This is a genomic window from Streptomyces sp. NPDC012835, from assembly GCF_042900885.1.
GTDB lineage: Bacteria > Actinomycetota > Actinomycetes > Streptomycetales > Streptomycetaceae > Streptomyces.
Genome location: NZ_JBIBBW010000001.1, coordinates 660,250 through 680,301 on the forward strand (window position 1 = coordinate 660,250; position 20,052 = coordinate 680,301).

18 protein-coding genes are annotated in these 20,052 nt (G+C 73.3%); 10 read left to right on the top strand and 8 right to left on the bottom strand.

Annotation, left to right across the window (positions count from 1 at the left end; translation table 11 throughout):
* Positions 1–35: 35 nt before the first annotated feature.
* Entirely contained in the window at positions 36–392 is a 357-nt protein-coding gene (locus tag ACFY6S_RS02715; RefSeq protein WP_388821792.1) for a WhiB family transcriptional regulator, read from the bottom strand.
* Positions 393–701: 309 nt separating this feature from the next.
* On the opposite strand from ACFY6S_RS02715, the gene ACFY6S_RS02720 reads away from it, so the two are divergent.
* A complete protein-coding gene (locus tag ACFY6S_RS02720; RefSeq protein ID WP_388821794.1) occupies positions 702–1,202 on the top strand; it encodes a DUF5709 domain-containing protein in 501 nt (166 codons plus the stop codon).
* 30 nt (positions 1,203–1,232) lie between these two features.
* Here ACFY6S_RS02720 and ACFY6S_RS02725 read toward each other — a convergent pair whose 3' ends face one another.
* Both ACFY6S_RS02725 and ACFY6S_RS02730 read right to left on the bottom strand, forming a co-directional pair.
* Positions 1,233–1,727, bottom strand: coding sequence for an ATP-binding protein (locus tag ACFY6S_RS02725; RefSeq protein ID WP_388821797.1), 495 nt, complete (start codon positions 1,725–1,727; stop codon positions 1,233–1,235).
* Between the two features lie 160 nt (positions 1,728–1,887).
* Positions 1,888–2,277, bottom strand: a complete 390-nt coding sequence (locus tag ACFY6S_RS02730; protein ID WP_388821800.1) for a hypothetical protein — start codon at positions 2,275–2,277, stop codon at positions 1,888–1,890.
* Positions 2,278–2,658: 381 nt separating this feature from the next.
* Here ACFY6S_RS02730 and ACFY6S_RS02735 point away from each other — a divergent pair, with 381 nt between their 5' ends.
* The 6 genes from ACFY6S_RS02735 to ACFY6S_RS02760 all read left to right on the top strand — a co-directional run bounded on the left by ACFY6S_RS02735 (position 2,659) and on the right by ACFY6S_RS02760 (position 9,069).
* The gene (locus ACFY6S_RS02735; protein ID WP_388822895.1) at positions 2,659–4,920 is read left to right on the top strand and encodes an APC family permease; all 2,262 of its coding nucleotides are present in this window, start codon (positions 2,659–2,661) and stop codon (positions 4,918–4,920) included.
* A gap of 104 nt (positions 4,921–5,024) precedes the next feature.
* Positions 5,025–5,198 (top strand): hypothetical protein, encoded by a 174-nt coding sequence (locus ACFY6S_RS02740; protein WP_388821802.1) that lies wholly within the window; start codon positions 5,025–5,027, stop codon positions 5,196–5,198.
* A gap of 92 nt (positions 5,199–5,290) precedes the next feature.
* Positions 5,291–5,953 carry a hypothetical protein gene (locus ACFY6S_RS02745; protein WP_388821805.1) on the top strand — a complete coding sequence of 221 codons (663 nt, stop codon included), beginning with the start codon at positions 5,291–5,293 and terminating at the stop codon, positions 5,951–5,953.
* The gene (locus ACFY6S_RS02750; protein ID WP_388821807.1) at positions 5,953–6,933 is read left to right on the top strand and encodes a DUF6895 family protein; all 981 of its coding nucleotides are present in this window, start codon (positions 5,953–5,955) and stop codon (positions 6,931–6,933) included. Before ACFY6S_RS02745 ends, ACFY6S_RS02750 begins: the two co-directional genes overlap by 1 nt.
* A gap of 20 nt (positions 6,934–6,953) precedes the next feature.
* Positions 6,954–8,228: a serine hydrolase domain-containing protein gene (locus ACFY6S_RS02755; protein WP_389461271.1), complete on the top strand. Its 1,275-nt coding sequence runs from the start codon at positions 6,954–6,956 to the stop codon at positions 8,226–8,228.
* A gap of 655 nt (positions 8,229–8,883) precedes the next feature.
* Positions 8,884–9,069 (top strand): hypothetical protein, encoded by a 186-nt coding sequence (locus tag ACFY6S_RS02760; RefSeq protein ID WP_389461274.1) that lies wholly within the window; start codon positions 8,884–8,886, stop codon positions 9,067–9,069.
* 499 nt (positions 9,070–9,568) lie between these two features.
* Here the strand turns inward: ACFY6S_RS02760 and ACFY6S_RS02765 are convergent, their stop codons facing one another.
* The 3 genes from ACFY6S_RS02765 to ACFY6S_RS02775 form a co-directional block, all read right to left on the bottom strand.
* A complete protein-coding gene (locus ACFY6S_RS02765; RefSeq protein WP_388822897.1) occupies positions 9,569–12,790 on the bottom strand; it encodes an alpha-L-rhamnosidase in 3,222 nt (1,073 codons plus the stop codon).
* A gap of 270 nt (positions 12,791–13,060) precedes the next feature.
* A complete protein-coding gene (locus tag ACFY6S_RS02770) occupies positions 13,061–15,082 on the bottom strand; it encodes a cellulase family glycosylhydrolase (protein WP_388821815.1) in 2,022 nt (673 codons plus the stop codon).
* Positions 15,083–15,227: 145 nt separating this feature from the next.
* A complete protein-coding gene (locus tag ACFY6S_RS02775) occupies positions 15,228–16,244 on the bottom strand; it encodes a helix-turn-helix transcriptional regulator (protein ID WP_388821818.1) in 1,017 nt (338 codons plus the stop codon).
* Positions 16,245–16,449: 205 nt separating this feature from the next.
* Here ACFY6S_RS02775 and ACFY6S_RS02780 point away from each other — a divergent pair, with 205 nt between their 5' ends.
* Entirely contained in the window at positions 16,450–17,028 is a 579-nt protein-coding gene (locus ACFY6S_RS02780; RefSeq protein ID WP_388821820.1) for a DinB family protein, read from the top strand.
* 151 nt (positions 17,029–17,179) lie between these two features.
* Here ACFY6S_RS02780 and ACFY6S_RS02785 read toward each other — a convergent pair whose 3' ends face one another.
* Positions 17,180–18,619 carry a dihydrolipoyl dehydrogenase family protein gene (locus tag ACFY6S_RS02785; RefSeq protein WP_388821823.1) on the bottom strand — a complete coding sequence of 480 codons (1,440 nt, stop codon included), beginning with the start codon at positions 18,617–18,619 and terminating at the stop codon, positions 17,180–17,182.
* 142 nt (positions 18,620–18,761) lie between these two features.
* Here ACFY6S_RS02785 and trxA point away from each other — a divergent pair, with 142 nt between their 5' ends.
* Positions 18,762–19,160, top strand: coding sequence for a thioredoxin (gene trxA / locus ACFY6S_RS02790; protein WP_388821826.1), 399 nt, complete (start codon positions 18,762–18,764; stop codon positions 19,158–19,160).
* A 33-nt stretch (positions 19,161–19,193) separates the two neighbouring features.
* On the opposite strand, the gene ACFY6S_RS02795 is transcribed toward trxA, so the two are convergent.
* Positions 19,194–19,463, bottom strand: coding sequence for a hypothetical protein (locus ACFY6S_RS02795; protein ID WP_388821829.1), 270 nt, complete (start codon positions 19,461–19,463; stop codon positions 19,194–19,196).
* A 101-nt stretch (positions 19,464–19,564) separates the two neighbouring features.
* On the opposite strand from ACFY6S_RS02795, the gene ACFY6S_RS02800 reads away from it, so the two are divergent.
* A complete protein-coding gene (locus ACFY6S_RS02800; protein WP_388821832.1) occupies positions 19,565–20,044 on the top strand; it encodes a type II toxin-antitoxin system PemK/MazF family toxin in 480 nt (159 codons plus the stop codon).
* Positions 20,045–20,052 lie beyond the last annotated feature (8 nt).

Consider the following 20,052-nt stretch of genomic DNA (forward strand, 5'->3'; position numbering starts at 1 on the left):
CTGTACACCCGTGGGCCGCACCGTCCCGAGCCGCTTCAGGGCCGGCGCGAGCGGCCGGAGGCCGGCGGGCGGGCGCCCCGGCTCTGGCCGCTCTGCGCGCCTCGGCGCCGGTCGGCGCGGCGCCGCAGCCGCCTGCGCTCCTCCTCGTCCGTACCGCCCCACACTCCGGTGGTACGGCCGGTGCTCAGCGCCCATTCGAGGCACTGGCTCTCCACCGGGCAGCTGTGGCAGACCTGCTTGGCCCGCTCGGCCTGCTGAACGGCGGGGCCGGAATCCCCGACGGGGAAGAACAGTTCGGGGTCGGCGCCGACGCAGGCGGCGTGACGCAGCCACTGCCACGTGTCGGCGTCCTGGCCGATCTCCAGTTGTGCCGTGGTCAGCCGGGCAGTCATGGGGGATCTCCTCCTCCGCTCGGTGTCTGTGCGTGGGGTATCGGGTACCCCGTGGCCCGGAACGAAACAGATCGGGACACACCGAACCACCGGACGGGCCCGCTCGACGTACCGGACCGAGGTCCTCCCATGCCGGCCGCACCGTCGCTCCGGTTGCACCGACTCGCGGCTGACGTGCTGTTTCACCTGCCGTTTGACACACCGGTGAGAGGTGGGAGGGTGGATCCGACGGACGAAACCGTCCCCGGGCCGGGTGTCCGCGCGGCACGGTACGCGGCAGACCGGAACGTGGCGAACGAGGTGAAAGACGTGAGCGGCGACAGGAGCGAGGCGCCGGGAGACGACGTGCCGGGAGACGAGGTCTACCAGCCGGACGGCTCCGAGATCGGTGAGGACGAGGGCATCCTCGACTCCGAGGACACCCTCGTGGACCGCGGCGCCGACCCCTTCGACGAGGGCTGGTCGCCGCCGGAACGCCCGCTGGGCGTCGAGCGCACGGGGACGACGGCGGCCGAGCAGCGGGCGGGCGAGTCCCTCGACCAGCGCCTCGCCGTCGAGGTGCCCGACGTCGCGGCCCCCGTCGGGGACGGCATCGGGGACCTGCCGTACGGCGAGGGCGAGGAGTTGGACGGCGAGGTGGGCGACGAACGCTCGGGCAGGCTGGTGGCGCCGGACGAGGGGGCCCACGAGGATGCCGAGAAGGACATGATCGCCAGCGACGTCGGCATCGACGGCGCCGCCGCCTCGGCGGAGGAGGCCGCGGTGCACCTCGTACCTGACGACCCGGAAGCCGGGTCCGAGCCCGGCTGAGTCAGCACCCCGCGGCCCGTCCGGAGCGGCTCATCCGGAGGTGAGCGCCTCGCTGTCGACGTAACGGTCCGAGGAGCGCTCCGGCGGTCCGCACACCGTGCCGACCGGAGTGAGCGGCGTCGCCGGCCGTCGCGGTATGTCCTGCGGCGTCGCCACGCTCCTGGTGAACCAGACGACCTTCCCGTGGTCGGTGGCGCAGGTGCCCCAGCTGTCGCTGAGCGCGGCGACCCGGGCGAGCCCGCCGCCTCCCGCGCTGAGGAGCCGGGGCAGCCGGGGTCCCTCGTCCTCGACCGAGACCGTGAGATGGCGCCCGGTCCAGCGCAGTTCGACCGCGCACCGGGTGTCCTCGCCGACATGGCGGTGGACGTTGGCCAGCAGGGCGCCGAGCCCCGTGCTCACGGGCCCGGCCTCCAACCCCAGCCCCCAGTACCGCAGATGGGCGACGACGATGCGCCGCAGGCGCGGCGCGCGCTCCGGGGCGGCGGGCGATTCCACCACGTAGTGACGCACGAGTGGAACGGACATGGGCGGGACTCCTCTTCAGGAAGGCCAACGGACTTCACCACGTTGGGCGTCAACGACTCCCCGGGCACGAAGCGTGAGCGGCCATCACTTCCGGGTCACCCCAGCGTGCGCCTTCCGGGGCACCGCCGCAACACGAACGGACCAGAGCCGGCGCGAGGGCTCACGGCCGGTTCTCCAGCCGGAGCTGCACTTCCTCCTCCTGGTCGCCCGAAGCCGTGCCGACCACCTGTACGGCGAACGCCGAGGCCAGGCTGCCGCGCAGGCTCTCCACCGCCGTGTAGCCGCCCTGGAGCGTGAGCACGACCGGGGCCGTCAGCCGGGCGGGGCGCGGCCGTGCCCGTACGTCCGACGCGTCGAACGTGGCGGTCCAGACGGTCGGGCGGTCCCCCGGCACCTCCTGCGGCACGTCCTCGGCGGAACGGTCGCAGCCGTACGCGGTACGCAGCGCGCCGAACACCTCGCGCGCGTCCTCCTTCGCGCCGCCACTGAGCGCGACCACGACCTCGTCCACGGGCCGCTGTCCGTCGTCGGCCTGATCCGTACTGTTCACCTGGATCTCTCCTCTCGTTGTCGAGTGCCACGTCGAGCCGCCCGGACAGCGTCCGGGGCCCGGCTCGCGGGTCACCCCGCTCCGGTCGCGGTGCGACGGCGCCCGAGGGATGGCCGCCCTTCGAATTCTTCCCGATGTACGGCGCCGGGGCGCGGTGAGCGGGTCGCGCGGCCGGCCCTCGCCCTTCCCTTCCGCGGCGAAGGCTCCCAGGGCCGAACGGGTTGTCGGCGGGGCCGCCCGTGTGTCGTCGGGCCGATGTGAAACCCGTGGCGCGGTCCGCCGCAGAGACTCGCGGATGTGACGGATACCCAAGGGGCACCGGGCGACCGGAACAGCGACGGCGGAACCGGGCACGGCCCGGACGACTCGGCGGCGCCACCGATGTCGATGCCGAGGACCGACGCGGAACAGGCCGTGCTGCTGCGGCAGGTGGGGCGGGAGTGGGGGCGGGTGTCCGCCGAACCCGACGCCTGGCGCAGCGCTCTGCCGGTGGATCCCGACGTCGGCAGCTACCCCGAGCCGGCCCAGATCGTGCCGGCCCGCTTCGGCCGGTTCGTCCGGATCGCTCCGCTCGCCGGGGCGCCGGGCAGGGGCGCCGCGCGGGTTAGGGAAGCGGCCGGGCGCACGGCGGAGGCGCGGGACGCGGCGCCCGGGCCGGACGCGGGGCTGCCCGGCGGGCTCAGCACGCGCGTCCGGCGGGCCGTGCTGGGGGCGCCGTTGCGCAGTACGGCGATCGCGCGGGAGCGGATGCGCAAACTGGTGGCGCTGCCGGTCCTGTCGGCGGACGCGCTGTCGTCCGTGGCGTACGGCCCGGAGGCGCTGATCGCGGTGCTGGTCCTCGCCGGGACTGCGGGGCTGGCGTACTCGACACCCGTGGCACTGGCCATCGTCTTCCTGATGCTGGCGGTCGGGCTGTCGTACCGTCAGACGATCCGGGCGTATCCGCACGGCGGCGGCTCGTACATCGTGGCCACGGACAATCTGGGGCGGCTGCCGGGGCTGGTGGCCGCGGCCGGGCTGATGACGGACTACATCCTGACCGTCGCGGTCTCGGTCTCGTCGGGGATGGCCGCGGTCACCTCGGCGCTGCCCGGGCTGAGCGACGATGTCGTCCTGATCGGCGTGCTGATCATCGCCGTGCTGCTGGCGGGGAATCTGCGCGGGGTCCGGCAGGCGGGCGCGCTGTTCGCGGCCCCCACGTACGCCTTCATCATCGCGATCGCCGCGCTGGTGGCCGTCGGCCTCTTCCACGCGGCGGGCCGCGACTTCCATCCCGTGCCGACACCGTCGCTGCACGCGGCCGAGGGCGTGGGGCTGCTGCTGGTGATGCGGGCGTTCGCCTCCGGCTCCACCGCGATGACCGGTATCGAGGCGATCTCCAACGCCGTCCCCGCGTTCAAGCCGGTCCCCTGGCGCAACGCGCGTACGACACTGTCGTGGATGGTCGGGCTGCTGGTGACGATGTTCGCCGGCATCATCGCCATGGTCCATCTGGAGGGCGTGGTGCCGCAGTCGCGGGAGACCGTGCTGTCCCAGCTGGCCCACCGCAGCTTCGGCGACGGCGGGATGTACGTGTTCACCCAGGCGGCGACGGCGCTGGTGCTGCTGCTCGCCGCGAACACGGCGTACAACGACTTCCCCCGGGTGCTGTTCCTGCTGGCGCGGGACCGTCACGCCCCGCGGATCTTCACACGGCTGGGCGACCGGCTGGCCTTCAGCAACGGGATCATCCTGCTGTCGGTGGCGGCGACCGTGGTCTACGTCGCGTTCGAGGGCAGGACGGACGCCTTGATCCCGTTGTACGCCGTCGGGGTGTTCCTTGCCTTCACGCTCTCGCAGAGCGGGATGGTGGTGCACTGGTGGCGGGGGCGCGAGCGGCACTGGCGCAAGAGCCTGTGCTTCAACGCCACCGGCGCGCTGCTCTCCGCTGTCGTCTTCATCACGGCGGGGATCACCAAGTTCACCGAGGGGGCCTGGGTCGCGATCCTGGCCGTGTTCGGGTTCCTGCTCGTGACGACGCGGATCCGGCGCTACTACGACCGGGTGACCGCGGCGCTGCGGCTGCATCCGCAGACGATCGAGATTCCCGGCGGGGCGCTCCCGCCGCCTCCCGAGACCTGTACTCCGGCACGGTCCGCGCCTCCTGTCCGGCGGGCGGGGGACGACGGGACCGCGGCGGGGGACGGGGCGGACTCGGAGGCCGAGGACACCCCGGAGGAGATCCGCCATCTCTCCGTCGTGCCGGTGGACGCGCTGCACCAGGCGAGCATGCGGGCCCTGGCGTACGCCGCCTCGCTCCAGCAGCCCGTGCTCGCCCTGCATGTCAGCCCGAGCGACGAGGACGCGGAGCGCTTCCGCGAGGCGTGGCTGCTGTGGGGCGACCACCTTCCGCTGCGGATCGTCGTCTCCCCGTACCGCGCGATCGTGGCGCCGCTGATCAACTACATCGAGTCGCTGCACCACCAGCGTCCGGACCTGACCATCACGGTCATCATCCCGGAGATCGTCGTACGCCACTGGTGGCACCGGATTCTGCAGAGCCCGCTGGCGGGACGGCTGCGGCGGGCGCTGCGCCATCTGCCGAAAATCGTGGTGACCACGGTCCCCTTCCATATCCAGGACGGACGGCGGTCGACTCCCTGACCGTGCGTCCATTTCCTTCCCAATTAGCCGGTTTGTCGGATGAATATTAGGGTGACCCGTGGCGTGGCCCACTCAGGGCCATGGCATCTACACGAGGAGCCAAGATGCTTTCTCAGACCATCAGGCAGGAAGAGATCACCCTGGACACCACGGCATTGGGGATGGCGATGGCCGAACCCGAAGCCCCGGTCAGTGACGCTCCGGTGTACGCGCCGGAAGCGGGCGGCGTTCTGCTGCTGCTGGCCCTTCTGTCGCCGAAGGAGCCCAGGGACCGGTGACCGGCGACCGGTCGCGGACCTTGTATCAGGAGTCGGCGGCCGGCCTGGCACGACGTACTCTCGGCGCCCTCCTGGGCGCCGGGAGTACGGCCATGGTCGCCGAACATGTCGAGCGAGCGCCGGATCCCGGCGCGGCGCTCGCCGCCGTCCGGATCATCGGTGCCGACGCCTTCGCCCCGGCCGTGCTGGCCGGCGCCGCGCTGCACGCGCGGGACGCGGAGGCCGTCGCGCAGTCCTTCACCGCTCTGCCCGCCGCGAACCCGGCTCCCGCGCCGCCCGACGGGCCCGAGACGGCCTGGCTGATGGCGTGGCGCGACTGGGGCACCGTCACCCTGCTGACCGTACTCAACGGCCGCGGCGCGGACGGGGTCACAGCGGCCCGGCCGGCCGCTCCCGCCGGCATCGGCGGTTCTGACTGGGCCTCATGGTCGGTACGGATGGGACAGTTGTGCACCCTCGCGCTTCCGGGCCTGGACGGCCCGGTGCACGAAGCGGCCAGAGCCGCGCCGCTGGGGCTGGCCCGCGGGGCCACCCGTGCCGCGCTGCGCCGTGACTACTCCACCGCCGCCCGCATCGCGCGCTGGCTGGCCTGGCTGCACGCCGAGGGAGTGGAGCTGCCGCTCGATCCCGCGCCCCTGGTGGAGCACATCGCCCTGATGGCGGCCGGTGACCGGACGGCGCTGGACACCGCCATCGCCCGACGGCTGCTCACCGGCGGGCCTTCGCACGAACCATCCGATCGGACCGGGACCTGATGGCCATCTCCGTCACACAGCACGCCCACCGCATGTCCACGCGCGCGCTGGGCTGGCTCCACACGCACCGGGAGCGGGGCGCGCTGCCGCCCGGCAGTACGGCGGAACTGGCCGAGCCCGACAGCGTCTACAAGCCGCTCGGCGAGACCGGCCTGGCCGCCTCGCTGGTGCTGCGCGAGGCGGTGGCCGGCGGCAGGGAACTCCGGCTGGCCCGCGAGCTGCTGGACTTCGGCTGGCAGCAGCTGGGTCGCGGTTCCATGCTGCACGAACGGCTGCTGCGCTATCCGATGATGAGCGACCCGCTGGAGACCTACGCCCACTACGCCCGCTGCGGCTACCGCCACGAGTCCCTGGACCGGCTGCTGCGGCACACGACCTCGCTGCGCTCGACCCGCGCGGCGGAGGTCCTGCCGAACCGGCGCCTCGCGGTCGCCAACGCGGCCCGGATCAGCGGTTTCGAACAGGACGGCGGCGCGAGCGAGGACCGGGCCGGCGGCTCGGACCGGACCAGCGGCTCGGACCGGGCCGGCGGCCCGGACTGGGCCGGGCTGACGGCGGCGACCTGGCTGGGCGCGCTCCCCGAGCCGTGGCTGATCGACTGGATGACCGCGTACAACGTGACGCACACCGTTTTCCACATCACCGACTGGGGGCGGCTCCCCGGCCGGTTGCCGGCCGACATCAGCCGTTATCTCACCCGCTGGCTGCCCGCGTGGATCGACATCTGGGCCGAGATCGGCGAATGGGACCTGGTGACCGAGCTGATGATCGTCGACAACTGCCTGCCCGAGCCGCTGGGCGACCCCTCGGTCTGGGAGCTGCTCGCCGGAATCCAGCACGAGGACGGGCTGATGCCCCGGGACGGCCACCCGGTCACCGGGGACGACCAGGAGCGCTTCGACGCGCACCACCACTCCACCGTGGTCGCCGCCGTCGCCGGCACCCTCGCCGTCTCCCGTACCCTCGGGGCCCGCTCGTGACGGCGGGAACCACCGGGAGGGTGTACGAGGTGAAGGCCCCGGAGCGGCCACCGGCGCCCGACTGGGCCCGCGCCCCGGCCGCCGCGATCACGGCGGCGGCGCGCGGTGCCAGCGGGGTGGCCGTCGCACTGCGCCAGGGTGAACGGTGGTCCGTCGTGACGCGCGGCAGGACGGCACACGGCGGCGGGACCCCGGTCACGGCGGACACCGTGTTCGAGATCGGCTCGGTCACCAAGTGCCTCACCGCGCTGCTGCTCGCCGAACAGGTCGCGCGCGGCGAGCTGGCGTACGGCGATCCCCTCAGCCGGTTCCTCCCGTCCGGCGCGCTCCCGCTGACTCCCGGCGGGTCCATCACGCCCCTCCATCTGGCCACCCACACCTCGGGGCTGCCCCGGCTGCCCCCCGGCTTCCTCGCGGGCGCCGCGCCCCGGTGGTTCAGCAATCCGTACGCCGGTTTCTCCGCCGACGACCTGCTGCGCTCCCTGGCCAGGACCCGTACGCGCACACGGCCGGGTGAGCGGGTGCGCTACTCCAACTTCGGGGTCGGGTTGCTCGGTGAGCTGCTGGTCCGGGCCGCGCCCGGCCGGCCGGGACACCGGCAGGACTACGGGGAACTCCTCGCGGCCCGGGTGCTGGCGCCGCTCGGGCTGCGCCGCACCGGGTGTGCGGCGGAGGCCGGGGTGGAGGGGAGGGTGGAGGTGGCACCGGGTGGTGGGGGCGGGCCGGTCGTCTTGGTCTCGGCGGGCGGAGGCGCGGCGGGCGGAGGAGGCGCGGCGAGCGGCGGAGGCGCGGCGGAGGGCGGAGGCGCGGCGGCGGACTCGGCAATCGGCAGAGGGGGGACGGGCGGCAGAGGGGGGACGGGTGGTGGGGGCGTGGCGGCCACCGGGTACTGGCATGGTCGTACCCGGCCGCCCTGGCTGATCCCCGGGCTGGCCGGGGCGGGCGCGGCGCGATCCTGCGCACGCGACCTGCTCACCCTGCTCGACGCGCTGATCGACCCGGCGGGTGCGCCGGTGAACGGTGAGGTGCGGGCGGCCCTGGCGGATGTCACGCGTCCCCGGCTCGCCCTGGGGGACGGCGCCCGGCGGCTGGCGCTGGTCTGGAACATCCGGGTCAGGCCGGACGGCGACCTCTACCACCACTCCGGCGGCACGCGCGGGTTCAGCACGTTCGCCGGGTTCTGTCCGTCGCGACGGACTGCCGTGGTCGCCCTGGCCAACACCGGCCCGACCGCCGACGGATCCTTCATCCAGAGCGCCTACTCCGCGCTGCGCGCGCTGTCGACCCCGAGCTGATCCAAGGGTTCCCCCGATTCATATTCAAGGGACATACCGGATGTTCACCGTCCCTCGCACCGGTCATCGTTGAGGTCATGAAACGACATCAGCGGGCCGCGTCGACGACGGGCACCTCATGCGCGGGGCGCAGGCTGCTCCAGGGCGGATACACCGGACGGGCCCGCCCGCTGGCCCCTCGGCGGCCGGTGGAGTGTAGTGGGGCGTACGGCCGTGGCCGACGCGCGATCGCCGAGCGACCGTCACCGCGTGACGGACCACCGGCGACCACGGAGAGGTACTCACCCTCGGGAGCCGCGATGTCATCAGTCAACTCCGATGCGGCGCAGGACCCGGAGCCGGGGCCGGGGCCGGCGCCCGGCGCGTCCTCGCCCTCGGGCCGTCCCGGCAGGGCTCGGCAGGTGCTGCGGGCGCTGGCACGGCTGGTGGCCGCCGCCGCTCTCGCCTGGGACGCGTATCTGCACGCGCACCTCGCCGCCAGGTACGACGCGGTCTCCGGGGGCATCGGTCAGGGGGACCTCTTCCGAATCGAAGCGGGTCTGGCCGCACTCGCCGCGCTGCTGGTGCTGGTCTGGCGCCGGGTGCCGGGCGATCTGTTCGCCTGGCTCGTCTCGGCGGGCGGCTGGCGCTCCTGCTGGTCTACCGCTACGTCGACGTGGGGACCCTCGGCCCGGTCCCCAACATGTACGAGCCGCACTGGTTCACCGACAAGCGGCTGGCCGTCGTCGCGCAGGCGGTCGCCGTCCTCGCCACCATCTTTCTGCTCCTCACCCCGGTGCGCCGGGCCCGAAGACGCGGCGCCCACGCGGCGGGTCGAAGACGCGACCGCCCGCCCGACTGACCTCCCCGCGAAGCGGCTCGGGGCCGGTCCCGTCCCCGTCCCCGACCGTGACGGACCGGAGGAGTCGCGGGCCGGCGGCGCGAGCGCGGCCGCATCACGGCGGCGGCGGCGGCAGAGAGCGGCGCGCAGAGTGCGAGGCGCGCGCGACGTGCCACGCCTCGCCCACGGGGGGAGCCGTCCCCGGCGGGGGGTGCCGCCCCCGGCGGGGGGTGCCGCCCCCGGCAGGGGGTGCCGCCCCCGGCAGGGGGTGCCGCCCCCGGCAGGGGGTGCCGCCCCCGGCAGGGGGTGCCGCCCCCGGCAGGGGGTGCCATCCCCGGCGGGGGGTGCCAACCCCGGCGGGGGGTGCCGTCCAGTGGGGGTGCCTTCCGGCGGGGGGCCGTCCCCAGCTGGGGTGGCGTCCGGCGGGAGGTGGCACCGCTCTCCTACCGCTTCCGCCGTGACTCCCGCGCCGTAACTCCGCGCCGTGACTCCCGCGCCGTTCTCGCGCGGTTCCGGGCGGTCAGGCCGTGAAGTGGTGTCTGCCCGGTCCGGCGGCGAAGACCGCGCAGCCGTCCTCCGTCCGCAGGTAGGCCGTACTGCCGTGGCCGACCTGCTTGGCGTCCTCGGCGGGTATCCACACCTCGGCCGTGGTGTTGGCGGGAAGGGAGACGGTGAGCCGGAATCCCTTCGCGTCGGTCTGCCACCGAGTGGAGACCGGCCCGTGGATCGAGTCGAAGCGGCCCTCCGCCCGGGTCACGCCTCCCCCGGGGCGGGGGCGGACGGTGATCTCGCGGAAGCCGGGGCCGCTCGGCGCGATACCGGCGATGTTCGCGTACATCCACTCGCCGACGGAGCCGTAGGCGTAGTGGTTGAACGAGTTCATCCCGGCGTCCTGGAAGCCGCCGTCCGGGGTGATGGAGTCCCAGCGTTCCCACATCGTCGTGGCACCCCGGTCGATCTGGTAGCCCCAGCTGGGGAAGGTGCGCTGGAGCAGCAGCCGGTAGGCGACATCGGTGTGGCCGGTCTCGGTGAGGACGGGCAGCAGCCGGGGCGTTCCGAGGAAGCCGGTCGACAGATGCCAGTCCTTGGCCTCGATCAGCTCGACCAGACGGTCGGCGGCGGGGGTCCGGTCGGCGGCGGACAGCAGGTCCATGGACAGGGCCAGCACATAGCCGGTCTGGGTGTCCCCCTTGATCCGTCCGCCCGGCGAGACGTACGCGGCGCGGAAGGCGTCACGGACCCGGCCGAACAGCGTCCGGTACGGCGCCGGGTCCTTGCCGAGCACCTCGGCGATCCGGGCGACGAGATCGGCGCTGTGCGCGAAGTAGGCGGTGCCGATGACGTCCTTGGGCGTCTCGTCCTGGATGTTGAGCCAGTCCCCGAAGCCGTCGGCGGGCCGAAGGAAGCCGCTGCTGTGCCGCTCCAGATAGTCGAGCCACTTCAGCATCGACGCCCAGGCGTCCTCCAGTACCCGGGTGTCCCCGTACGCCCGGTACAGCGCCCAGGGGACGGTGACTCCGGCGTCGCCCCACCCGGCGGCGCCCCCGCCGACCGCGCCGACGTCGGGTGCCACATGGGGGAAGGCACCGTCGGACGTCTGGCCGTCGCGCAGGTCCCACAGCCACTTGGTGAGAAAGCGCGCCGATTCCATGGTGTAGGCGGCGGTGGGGGCGAAGACGTTGATGTCCCCGGTCCAGCCGAGCCGTTCGTCCCGGGCGGGGGTGTCGGTGGGGACGGAGAGGAAGTTGCCCCGCTGCCCCCAGACGATGTTGCTGTGCAGTTGGTTGAGCATCGGGACGTTCGTCCTGAAGTCCATGGTGAACGGAGCCGAGGTGTGGATGACCCGCCCCACGACCGCGTCGCGCGGGGGTCGTCCCGGATAGCCCGTCACCTCGACATAGCGGAAGCCGTGGAAGGTGAAGCGGGGCTCATAGGTCTCCTCGCCGCCACCCTTGAGGGTGTACGTGTCGGTGGCACGGGCGGTGCGCAGATTGGTGGTGTAGACGGTGCCGTCGGGGTTGAGCACCTCCGCGTGGCGCAGCCGTACGGTGGTGCCGGCGGCGCCGGTGACCTTGAGCCGGACCGTACCGACCATGTTCTGGCCGAGGTCGAGGACGAACACCCCGGGTTTCGGTTCGGTGATCTTCTCGACGGCGAGTTCGGTCTCCACGCGCGAGGGGCCGTCGACCGCCGCCACCAGGGCGATGTTCGCCGGCGGCACCGGCTCGGCCGCCGTCCAGCCGGTCGCGTCGTAACCGGCGCGGGTCCAGCCGGCGGTCTCCAGCCGGGCGTCGTACACCTCTCCCATCAGCAGGTCGGCGTCGGTCACCGGGGAGCCGCCCGCGCGCCAGTCGCCGTCGGAGACGATCCGCTGCGTCGTGCCGTCGGTGTACGTGATCTCCAACTGCGCGAGCATGGCGGGGCGTTCGCCGTACTGGTGGGGTCCGAACATGCCGACGCTCCCGGCGTACCAGCCGGCGGCGAGGGTGACGCCGAGGGCGTTGGCGCCGGGGACGAGCAGGGCGGTGACGTCGTACGTCTGGTACTGCACCCGTTTGCGGTAGTCGGTCCAGCCGGGGGCGAGCCGGTCCTCGCCGACGCGCCGCCCGTTGAGATGGGCCTCGTACAGGCCGAGGGCCGTGGCGTAGAGCCGGGCGCGCGCGACGGTCTTGCGCGAAAGCCGGAACTCCCGGCGCAACTGGGCCGCGGGCGCGGACAAGACCGCCACTGCGCCCCAGGGGCCCGCGCCCCAGCGCGCGAGCGTCCGGGCGGCGGACCAGGCGGTGTCGTCGTATCCGACGGACTTCCAGTCCCCGGCTGGCTCTTGACTGCTCGTCAGCCAGCTGTCGTCGGTGACGGAGGTACGGACCCCGTCGGGGGTCGTCAGCTCCAGCAGGCCGAGCAGGCCGGCCGGGCTGACGGTGGCGTTGACGGCGGAGACGGCGATCACGTTGGCGCCGGGGCGCAGCAGGGTGGTCACGTCCACGAGGGCGGGGCGGCGCCAGTTCTCGGCGGGGCCGTCGGCGTCGGTGTGCGCGACGCGGACCCCGTTGACGTAGGCGGTGTAGCCGTCGTCGGCGGTCATGACCAGGCGGGCGCGGGTGACGCCCGCCGGCACGTCGACCCGGCCGCGGAACCAGCGGGTCGCGGCCGGCGCCTCGGTCGCCGGTTCGCCCTCGGGGAACCAGATCCAGGAGGCGTCGTCCAGTGCGGGCGCACCGACAAGGGCGGCCGGGGCCGCGATCCAGCGCGCGGTCCAGTCGGTGGCATCGGTGAGTCCGGTCTCCCACCAGGAGGGCGCGCTCCATCCGGAGACCGTGCCGTCGGCGCCCCAGACGCGCACGGACCAGTGGTAGCGGGTACGGGATCTCAGCGCGGGGCCGCCGTACGGGACCAGGGTGGAGTCGGGCGACTCGACCCTGCCGCTGTCCCAGACATCGGGCTTTGCGAGTCGGCCCGGGTCGGTGGCGACCCTGATCCGGTAGGCGCGCTGCGTCTGACCGGGGTGGGCGGACACGACGGGCCAGCTCAGCCGGGGGCGTGGTGTGTCGAGGCCGAGCGGGTGACTGGCGTACTCGACCGTCGGCGCGGTGACCCGCACGGCCGAACCGGCGGCCCGGTCTTCGGCGAGGGCGCCGCTCGCCTCCTCCCGAGTCCGGGCGACGGCCGGAACGGGTCCGGCGACCACGGCCGCCCCGACGGCCGTGGCGGTGGTACCGAGCAGTCGTCTTCTGCTGATCACAATGCGGCTCCGATACGACTCGATGATGAATCGTTTCACTTCGGTGAAAGTAAGGAGGCGCATGGGGCGTGTCAAGGGTTCGGGACGCTTGGGGAGGGACCGGAAGATTTCCGAGTACGCGTCATTGACGCGGTAGTTGACGCGGGATTAACTTCCCTGATACGCGGCTGGTTGAAACCTTTCACCCACGGCGAACGGGGCGGTGCCACGCGTGCGGCGGGCGCTGCCGTCGTGGACCGCCCCGTCGCGTGGCACCGGGGCGGGACGGGGTCAGGGAGCGACCGGGAAGCCCGCGCCCGCCACCCACGCGGCGAGTTCGCGCTGCGCCGCCGCGCGCAGCTCCGCCGAGGGAGCCGCGCTGCCGTCCGCGACCAGGGCGTAGTGGAGGGTGCCGGCTCCGTCCGCCGCCGCCGGGGCGGAGAGCAGCAGGCGCCGCGCGTCGGTGGTGCCCGGTTCGAGGGCGGAGGCGATGGGGTGGTCCGCCGTCCGGCCGCTCGCGGTGTAGTCGGGCGGGCCGGTGACCGTACCGAGGTCGGAGACGACCGTGGCCGAGGAGGGGGTGAACCCGCTCGGCAGATGCAGCTGCGTCGGGGCGCGGGTGGCCCCCTCGGAGCGCCACACCAGCACGCCGTACCGCCCGTCGCCCACCAGTCGCGCCGTGCTGGGCATGGTGGCGGGGACGCGGTTCCAGGTCAGGACCGTGCCCGCGTCCCGGGACCGGTCCTCGTAACTGAAGGCGAGGGTACGGCCCGCCACGGCGCCCGGGTACAGGCGGTCGAGCAGTCTGGCGTCCTGCCGCAGCACGGCGCGGCCCGAGGAGTCGAGCGCGACGGCCGACAGATCCTCGTCGTTCCAGGCGTCGGCCGCCGTGAGGATCTTGTCGGAGTTGCCGTTCATCGCCTCGCGGTGGCGTCCGCTGTAGATGTCCCACTGCCACTGTGCGGCGGAGAGCACGGGCCCCGACCGGGCGGGTTGGGTCCACCACGTCGATCCCGGCAGACGGGTGTCGAGCGCCTGGTACATCGCCTTGTCGACGGTGGGCGCCTTGTCCGAGGTGTAGCCGCTCAGCGGGTGGCCGAACTCGCTGACGATCGCGGGGGTGTCGAGCGCTTCGGCCCGGTCGCGGACCGTGCCGAGGTCCCCGGTGTACTGGCCGTCCTTCGCCTTGCCCCACATGAAGACGCCGGAGATGGCCTTCTGGTCGTAGAAGTGGGTGTTGAAGACATAGCGCTTGCCGAGGGCGCCCGCGTCGAGCAGGCCGCCCTCCTGCCGGGCGAGGTCCAGGTTGGAGTTCCAGAACATGTTGGGTTCGGCGAAGAGGGGCTTGTCGCGCCAGCCCGCCAGGTCCATCCGGGCCCGGAACCGCTCGTAGAACGGCCACAGTGTGTCCCGTTCCCAGGTACGGCTGTTCTGTCCGGTGGCGTACTCGCCCGCGTACGGCTCGTTGTACGGGTCGAAGCCGACGATCCCGGCGAACCGGTCCTCGGTGAGCCGCCCCGCGAGATGTGCCATCGTCTTCTGCGCGGTGTCGAGGAAGGCGTCCTGGACGGGTACGGTACGGACGCCGCCGCCCGTCCCGACGGTGAGGACGCGGTTGGTCCAGAAGTCGCGGGTGGCGTTCTTGACGGCCTGGTTCTGGGTGATGTTCTGGCCCCACAGGACACAGAGGCCACAGGACTCGACGGGGTATCCGCCCGCTTCGACGGCCCAGCGGGGCGCGCCGTCACCCGTGTACCAGCTGTCCTTGTGGAACAGGTGCCGGGAGAAGAGGTCCTGGTGGAAATCGGGGAACACCCGCAGTCCGGCGTCGAGGAGCGCCGTGATCTGCTCGGTGGCGCGGTCCAGATAGCCGGTGTCGACCTTCCCCGGTTCGGGTTCGGCGTGGGCCCAGGACAGCAGGAAACGCACCGCGTTCCCGCCGGTCAGGGAGCGCAGTGCGGTCGCGGAGGCGCGGGCGTCCGCCGCGTCGGCGAAGGGCAGTCCGCCGTTCTCCTCCAGCTTGGTCTCGCCGGAGACGTTGAATCCGCGCAGGACGACCTCGCGCCCGTGGCCGTCGGTGAAGCGGATGCCGTCGGCGGAGACCTCGGTGGCCGTCCGGCCGTCGAACCACAGCGGCGCGCCCTCCGCCGCCCGCGCGGGCGGACCGGCGACAGCGCCCGCCGCCAACAGGGCGAGGGCCGCGCCGAGCAGCGCACCGCGCCGTCCCCGGCCCCGTGGCCGGGTCAGCCCCCGTACCCGTACCCGTACACGCGACTGCCGTCGCACACCGCGCCGCACCGCCGTTATCGCCATGCGCACCACACTGGGACACTTACTGACGGATAGTCAATACCACTGCCAGATAAGTGAGTTGACCGGTGGCAACGTCGGCCGGACTCGCTCCGGACGACGATCCGGAGCAGTGTGCGGGCCGGCCGACGATGCCTTGTCCCCGTGGTCACTCCTGCCGTGGCGGGAGCGGCTCGCCGCTCGCCGCTCGGGCGTAGCGGCGGGCCATCCGCGCGAAGGCGTCCTTGAGTTCGGCCGGGCCGACGACCTCGACGTCGGTGTGGAACCGGCCGACGGCGGTGGCCAGACCGGACCAGGACCAGGAGCCCAGGACGAGCCGGCAGCGGTTCGGACCGAGTTCCTCGACGACTTCACCATCGGTGTAGCGGGACACGAGCGCGGCGGGCAGATCGAGGATCACCTCACCCCGGCAGGGCCAGTCGCCGGTGCCGTCCGAGCCCCGGAACCGGCCGGCGACGAAGGCGGCCACGTCGCCTCCGGGGACCTCGCGCGGGGTGAAGCGCGGCCCGGTGGGAGTGCGCGGGGTGACGCGGTCCGCGCGGAAGATGCGCCAGTCCTCGCGGTCGAGGTCCCAGGCGACGAGGTACCAGCGTCTGCGCCAGGTGACGAGGTGGTGGGGCTGTACCCGGCGCCAGGGAAGGCCGGCGGTGTCCTCGGCAGAGGCCGGGCGCGGGAACGCGGGGGCGTAGTCGAAGCGCACCACCTCACGGGCGTGGACGGCGGCGCTGAGCGCCACCAGCACCCCGCTGTCCACTTGCGGATTCGGCTGGTTCTCCGGCCACTCGACGGCGGTGACCTGGACGGTGTCGATGCGGCTGCGCAGCCGGGCGGGCATGACCTGCCGGACGGTGTTCAGCGCGCGGGCCGCCGCTTCGTCGATGCCGGCGCCGGTGGTGATGGCGATCCGCAGGGCGACGGCGAGGGCGACGGCCTGCTCGTCGTCGAAGAGCAACGGGGGCAGCTCCGCGCCGGCGTCGAGCCGGTATCCGCCGTCGGGGCCCTTGGTGGCCGCGACGGGATAACCCAACTCGCGCAGCCTGTCGATGTCACGGCGCACCGTACGCGGGCTGACCTCCAGCCGCTCGGCCAGCAGCGCCCCGGGCCAGTCCCGGCGCGCCTGGAGCAGTGAGAGCAGCGAGAGCAGTCGCGCGGAGGCCGTCGGCATGCCCCCATCCTGCCGCGAGAAGAGGCCACCTGCTGACCGCTTCTCCTGCGAACGTTCTCCTGTACCCGCCCGCGCGCCGGACAGCGTGCCGGGGCTCGTCCCCGGCGACGGCCGTGTGCCGTACCAGGTGCCGCGCCGCGTACCCGACATCCTCGTACCGACTCGTGACGGACCACGAGAACGACCCGGAAGGATCCGATCACCCGTGACCACCCCGACCACTCCCCTCCCCGCCCTCGACGCCGAGCGGACCGATCTGCTCGCCGCGCTCGCGGCGGCGCGGTCCACTCTCACCGGCACCCTCAGCGGGCTCAGCGACGAGCAGGGCCGCGAGCGCCCCACGGTCAGCGCGCTCTGTCTGGGCGGGCTGGTCAAGCATGTCGCGTCGATCGAGGAGGGGTGGATGCGCTTCGCGCTCGACGGTCCCTCGGCGATGAGTTTCGAGCTGCCCGACGGTGTCACCTGGGCCGACCTCGACGCCGGCACCGCAGGCGAGCTTCCGCGGTGGGCCATCGACCACCGGGACGGATTCCGGATGCTGCCCGGCGAGACGCTGGCCGGCATCGTCGCGCGCTACGAGCGGGTCGCCGCGCGGAGCGAGGAGATCATCGCCTCCGTACCCGACCTGTCGGCGTCGCACCCGCTGCCGGAGGCGCCCTGGTTCCCGCCGGGCGAGGTGCGCAGCGTGCGCCGGGTGCTGGCGCACGTCATCGCGGAGACCGCCCAGCACGCCGGGCACGCGGACATCCTGCGCGAGACGCTCGACGGCCGGAAGGCGACCTGAGGCGAAGGCGTCTGAGCCGAAGGGCGTCTGAGCCGCCTGAGCAGACGGCCGCCCGAGCGCCGGTGCCTCGTCGGCCGGAGCGGGGTCCCGTTCCGGCCGGCGACACACCGGCGTGGCGTCACGGCGCGCCCCGGCGTCGCGCCCGCGCGGCTCAGCCCCGGTACGTCTCCAGCAGCCGCAGCCACACCTCGCTGATCGTCGGGTACGCGGGCACCGCGTGCCAGAGGCGGTCGATCGGGACCTCGCCGACGACCGCGACGGTGGCGGCGTGGAGCATCTCGCCGACCGCGGGGCCCGCGAAGGTGACGCCCAGAAGGGTTTCGCTGTCCAGGTCGACGATCATGCGGGCGTGGCCACGGTAGCCGTCGGCGTAGAGGGCGGCGCCCGCGACTCCGGAGAGGTCGTAGTCGACGGCGCGCACGCGGTGGCCCGCCGACTCGGCCTCGGCGAGGGTGAGGCCGACCGAGGCGATCTCCGGGTCGGTGAAGACGACCTGGGTGACGGCCCTGTGGTCGGCGGTCGCCGCGTGGGCGGTCCAGGGGGCCGAGCCGAGCGCCTTGACGCCCTCGGCCCGGGCGGCGATGGACGCGCCGGCCACCCGTGCCTGGTACTTGCCCTGGTGGGTGAGGAGGGCGCGGTGGTTCACGTCGCCGACCGCGTAGAGCCAGTCGCTGCCCTCGACCCGGCAGCTGTCGTCGACCGTGAGCCAGGAGCCGGGCTCCAGTCCGACGGTGTCGAGCCCGAGGTCGTCGGTGCGCGGTGCCCGGCCGGTGGCGAAGAGCACCTCGTCGGCCTCGACGCGCTCGCCGTCCGCGAGGACCACGGTCACGGGCCCGGTGGAGCCGTCGCGTTCGACGGCGGTGACGGAGACACCCGTACGGACAGCGGCGCCCGCCTCGGTCAGCGCCCGGGCGACGAGTTCACCGGCGAAGGGCTCCATCCGGGGGAGCAGGCCCTCGCCGCGCACCAGCAGGGTGACCTCGGCTCCGAGGGCGCGCCACGCCGTGGCCATCTCCACGCCGACCACTCCCCCGCCGACCACGACGAGCCGGCCGGGCACCCGCTGGGCGCTGGTGGCCTCGCGGCTGGTCCACGGCGCGGCGTCGGCGAGTCCCGGCAGTCCGGGCAGTACGGCCCGGCTGCCGGTGCAGACGGCGACGGCGTGCCGGGCGGTCAGCCGCAGCCGTTCGCCGTCGGGACCGGTGACAGTGACGCGCTTCGGCCCGTCCAGCCGGCCGTGCCCCCGGTGGATCGCGGCGCCGATGCCGTCCAGCCAGTCGACCTGGCCGTCGTCCTTCCAGTGCGAGGTGAACGCGTCGCGGTTGGCGAGGACGGCCGGCGTGTCGAGCGGTCCCTGGACGGACCCGCTCAGCCCCGGCACATGGCGGGCCTCGGCACGGGCGATCGCCGGGCGCAGCAGGGCCTTGCTGGGCATGCAGGCCCAGTACGAGCATTCGCCGCCGATCAGTTCGCTCTCCACCACGGCCACGCTCAGCCCGGCCGCTCTGACCCGGTCGGCCACGTTCTCGCCGACCGGCCCGGCGCCCAGCACCACGACGTCGTACTCAAGGGTTTCCGTCACTACTGTCATGGGGTCAGTCTGCTGGGCGCCTCTCCGCATGGCCACACGATCTTCGGGCAGGGGCCAGTCGTCCGAGTCAGGAATACGTCGGCGGCGACGGCCGTTGTCGCAGGCGGTTCACCCGAGAAGCGGCAGGAAGAGGTAGCGGACCATGGCAACGGTGGAACTCACCAAGGAGAACTTCGACCGGACGGTGTCGGAGAACGACTTCATCCTGATCGACTTCTGGGCCTCCTGGTGCGGGCCCTGCCGGCAGTTCGCCCCGGTCTACGAGAAGGCGTCGGAGCGGCACGACGACCTGGTCTTCGCCAAGGTGGACACGGAGGCGCAGCAGGAGCTGGCCGCCGCCTTCGACATCCGTTCGATCCCGACGCTGATGATCGTGCGGGAGAACGTCGCGGTGTTCGCCCAGCCCGGCGCGCTGCCGGAGACCGCTCTGGAGGATGTGATCGGCCAGGCGCGGGCGCTCGACATGGACGAGGTGCGCAAGTCGGTGGCGGAGGCCGAGGCGAAGAACCAGGCGGGCGAGGGCGCCGAGGGCTCCGGCTGAGCGCGGGCCCGGATCCCGACCGGTCCACGCTGATCAGGTGACCGGCGCGGCGACGACACGGACCGACAGGCCGTAGTCGATCTCCGCGCCGTCGATCAGCAGCGCTTCGACCGTGCGGGTCTCGGGGTCGATGTCCGCCTCCATCCCGTTGCCCGCGTAGCGCGGATAGCCGGACTCCCCCGTGTCGCCCGTCGCCTCCACCACGGCGGAGCGCAGAGCGTTCGCCGAGGTGGGCGGGGTGTCGTCGGACTCGGTGAACGCGGCCACCAACAGGATCTCGAAGCGCCGCGGAACGGTAGTCATGCCTCGACGCTAGCCAGCGGCCACCGGCCCCGCATGTCGCGACCACCGCGGGGTGCGCCCCGGCGCCCCGCCTGTGACGTGCGGGATCTACCCTCTTGCGGATGACCTTCCTTTCCTCTGCCGGCGGCAGCGGCCGCGACATCGACCGTGAGAACGACTTCCCGGGCCGTCTGGGCCCGTCCGCGACCACCGAGGCGGACCCGCGCGACGTGGGCCGCGTCCGTACCTCGTATGCCCCGGAGCACGACGGCGACCCCGACCCGGGCGAGATCGTCTGGACCTGGGTGCCGTTCGAGGAGAACGACGGGCGCGGCAAGGACCGTCCGGTGCTGGTGGTGGCCCGCGAGGCGGCCGGTACGGTGCTCGCCGTGCAGCTGTCCAGCAAGCGCCACGACGCGGACCACGAGTGGGTGCCGATCGGGGTCGGGCCGTGGGACCGGGAGGGCCGCGAGTCCTGGGTGGACATCGACCGGGTGCTGCGCCTGCACGACGCGGGTATGCGGCGTGAGGCGTGCGCCCTGGACCGGGGGCGGTTCAATCTGGTCGTGAACCGGCTGCGGGAGCGCTACGGCTGGAGCTGACCGCCGGC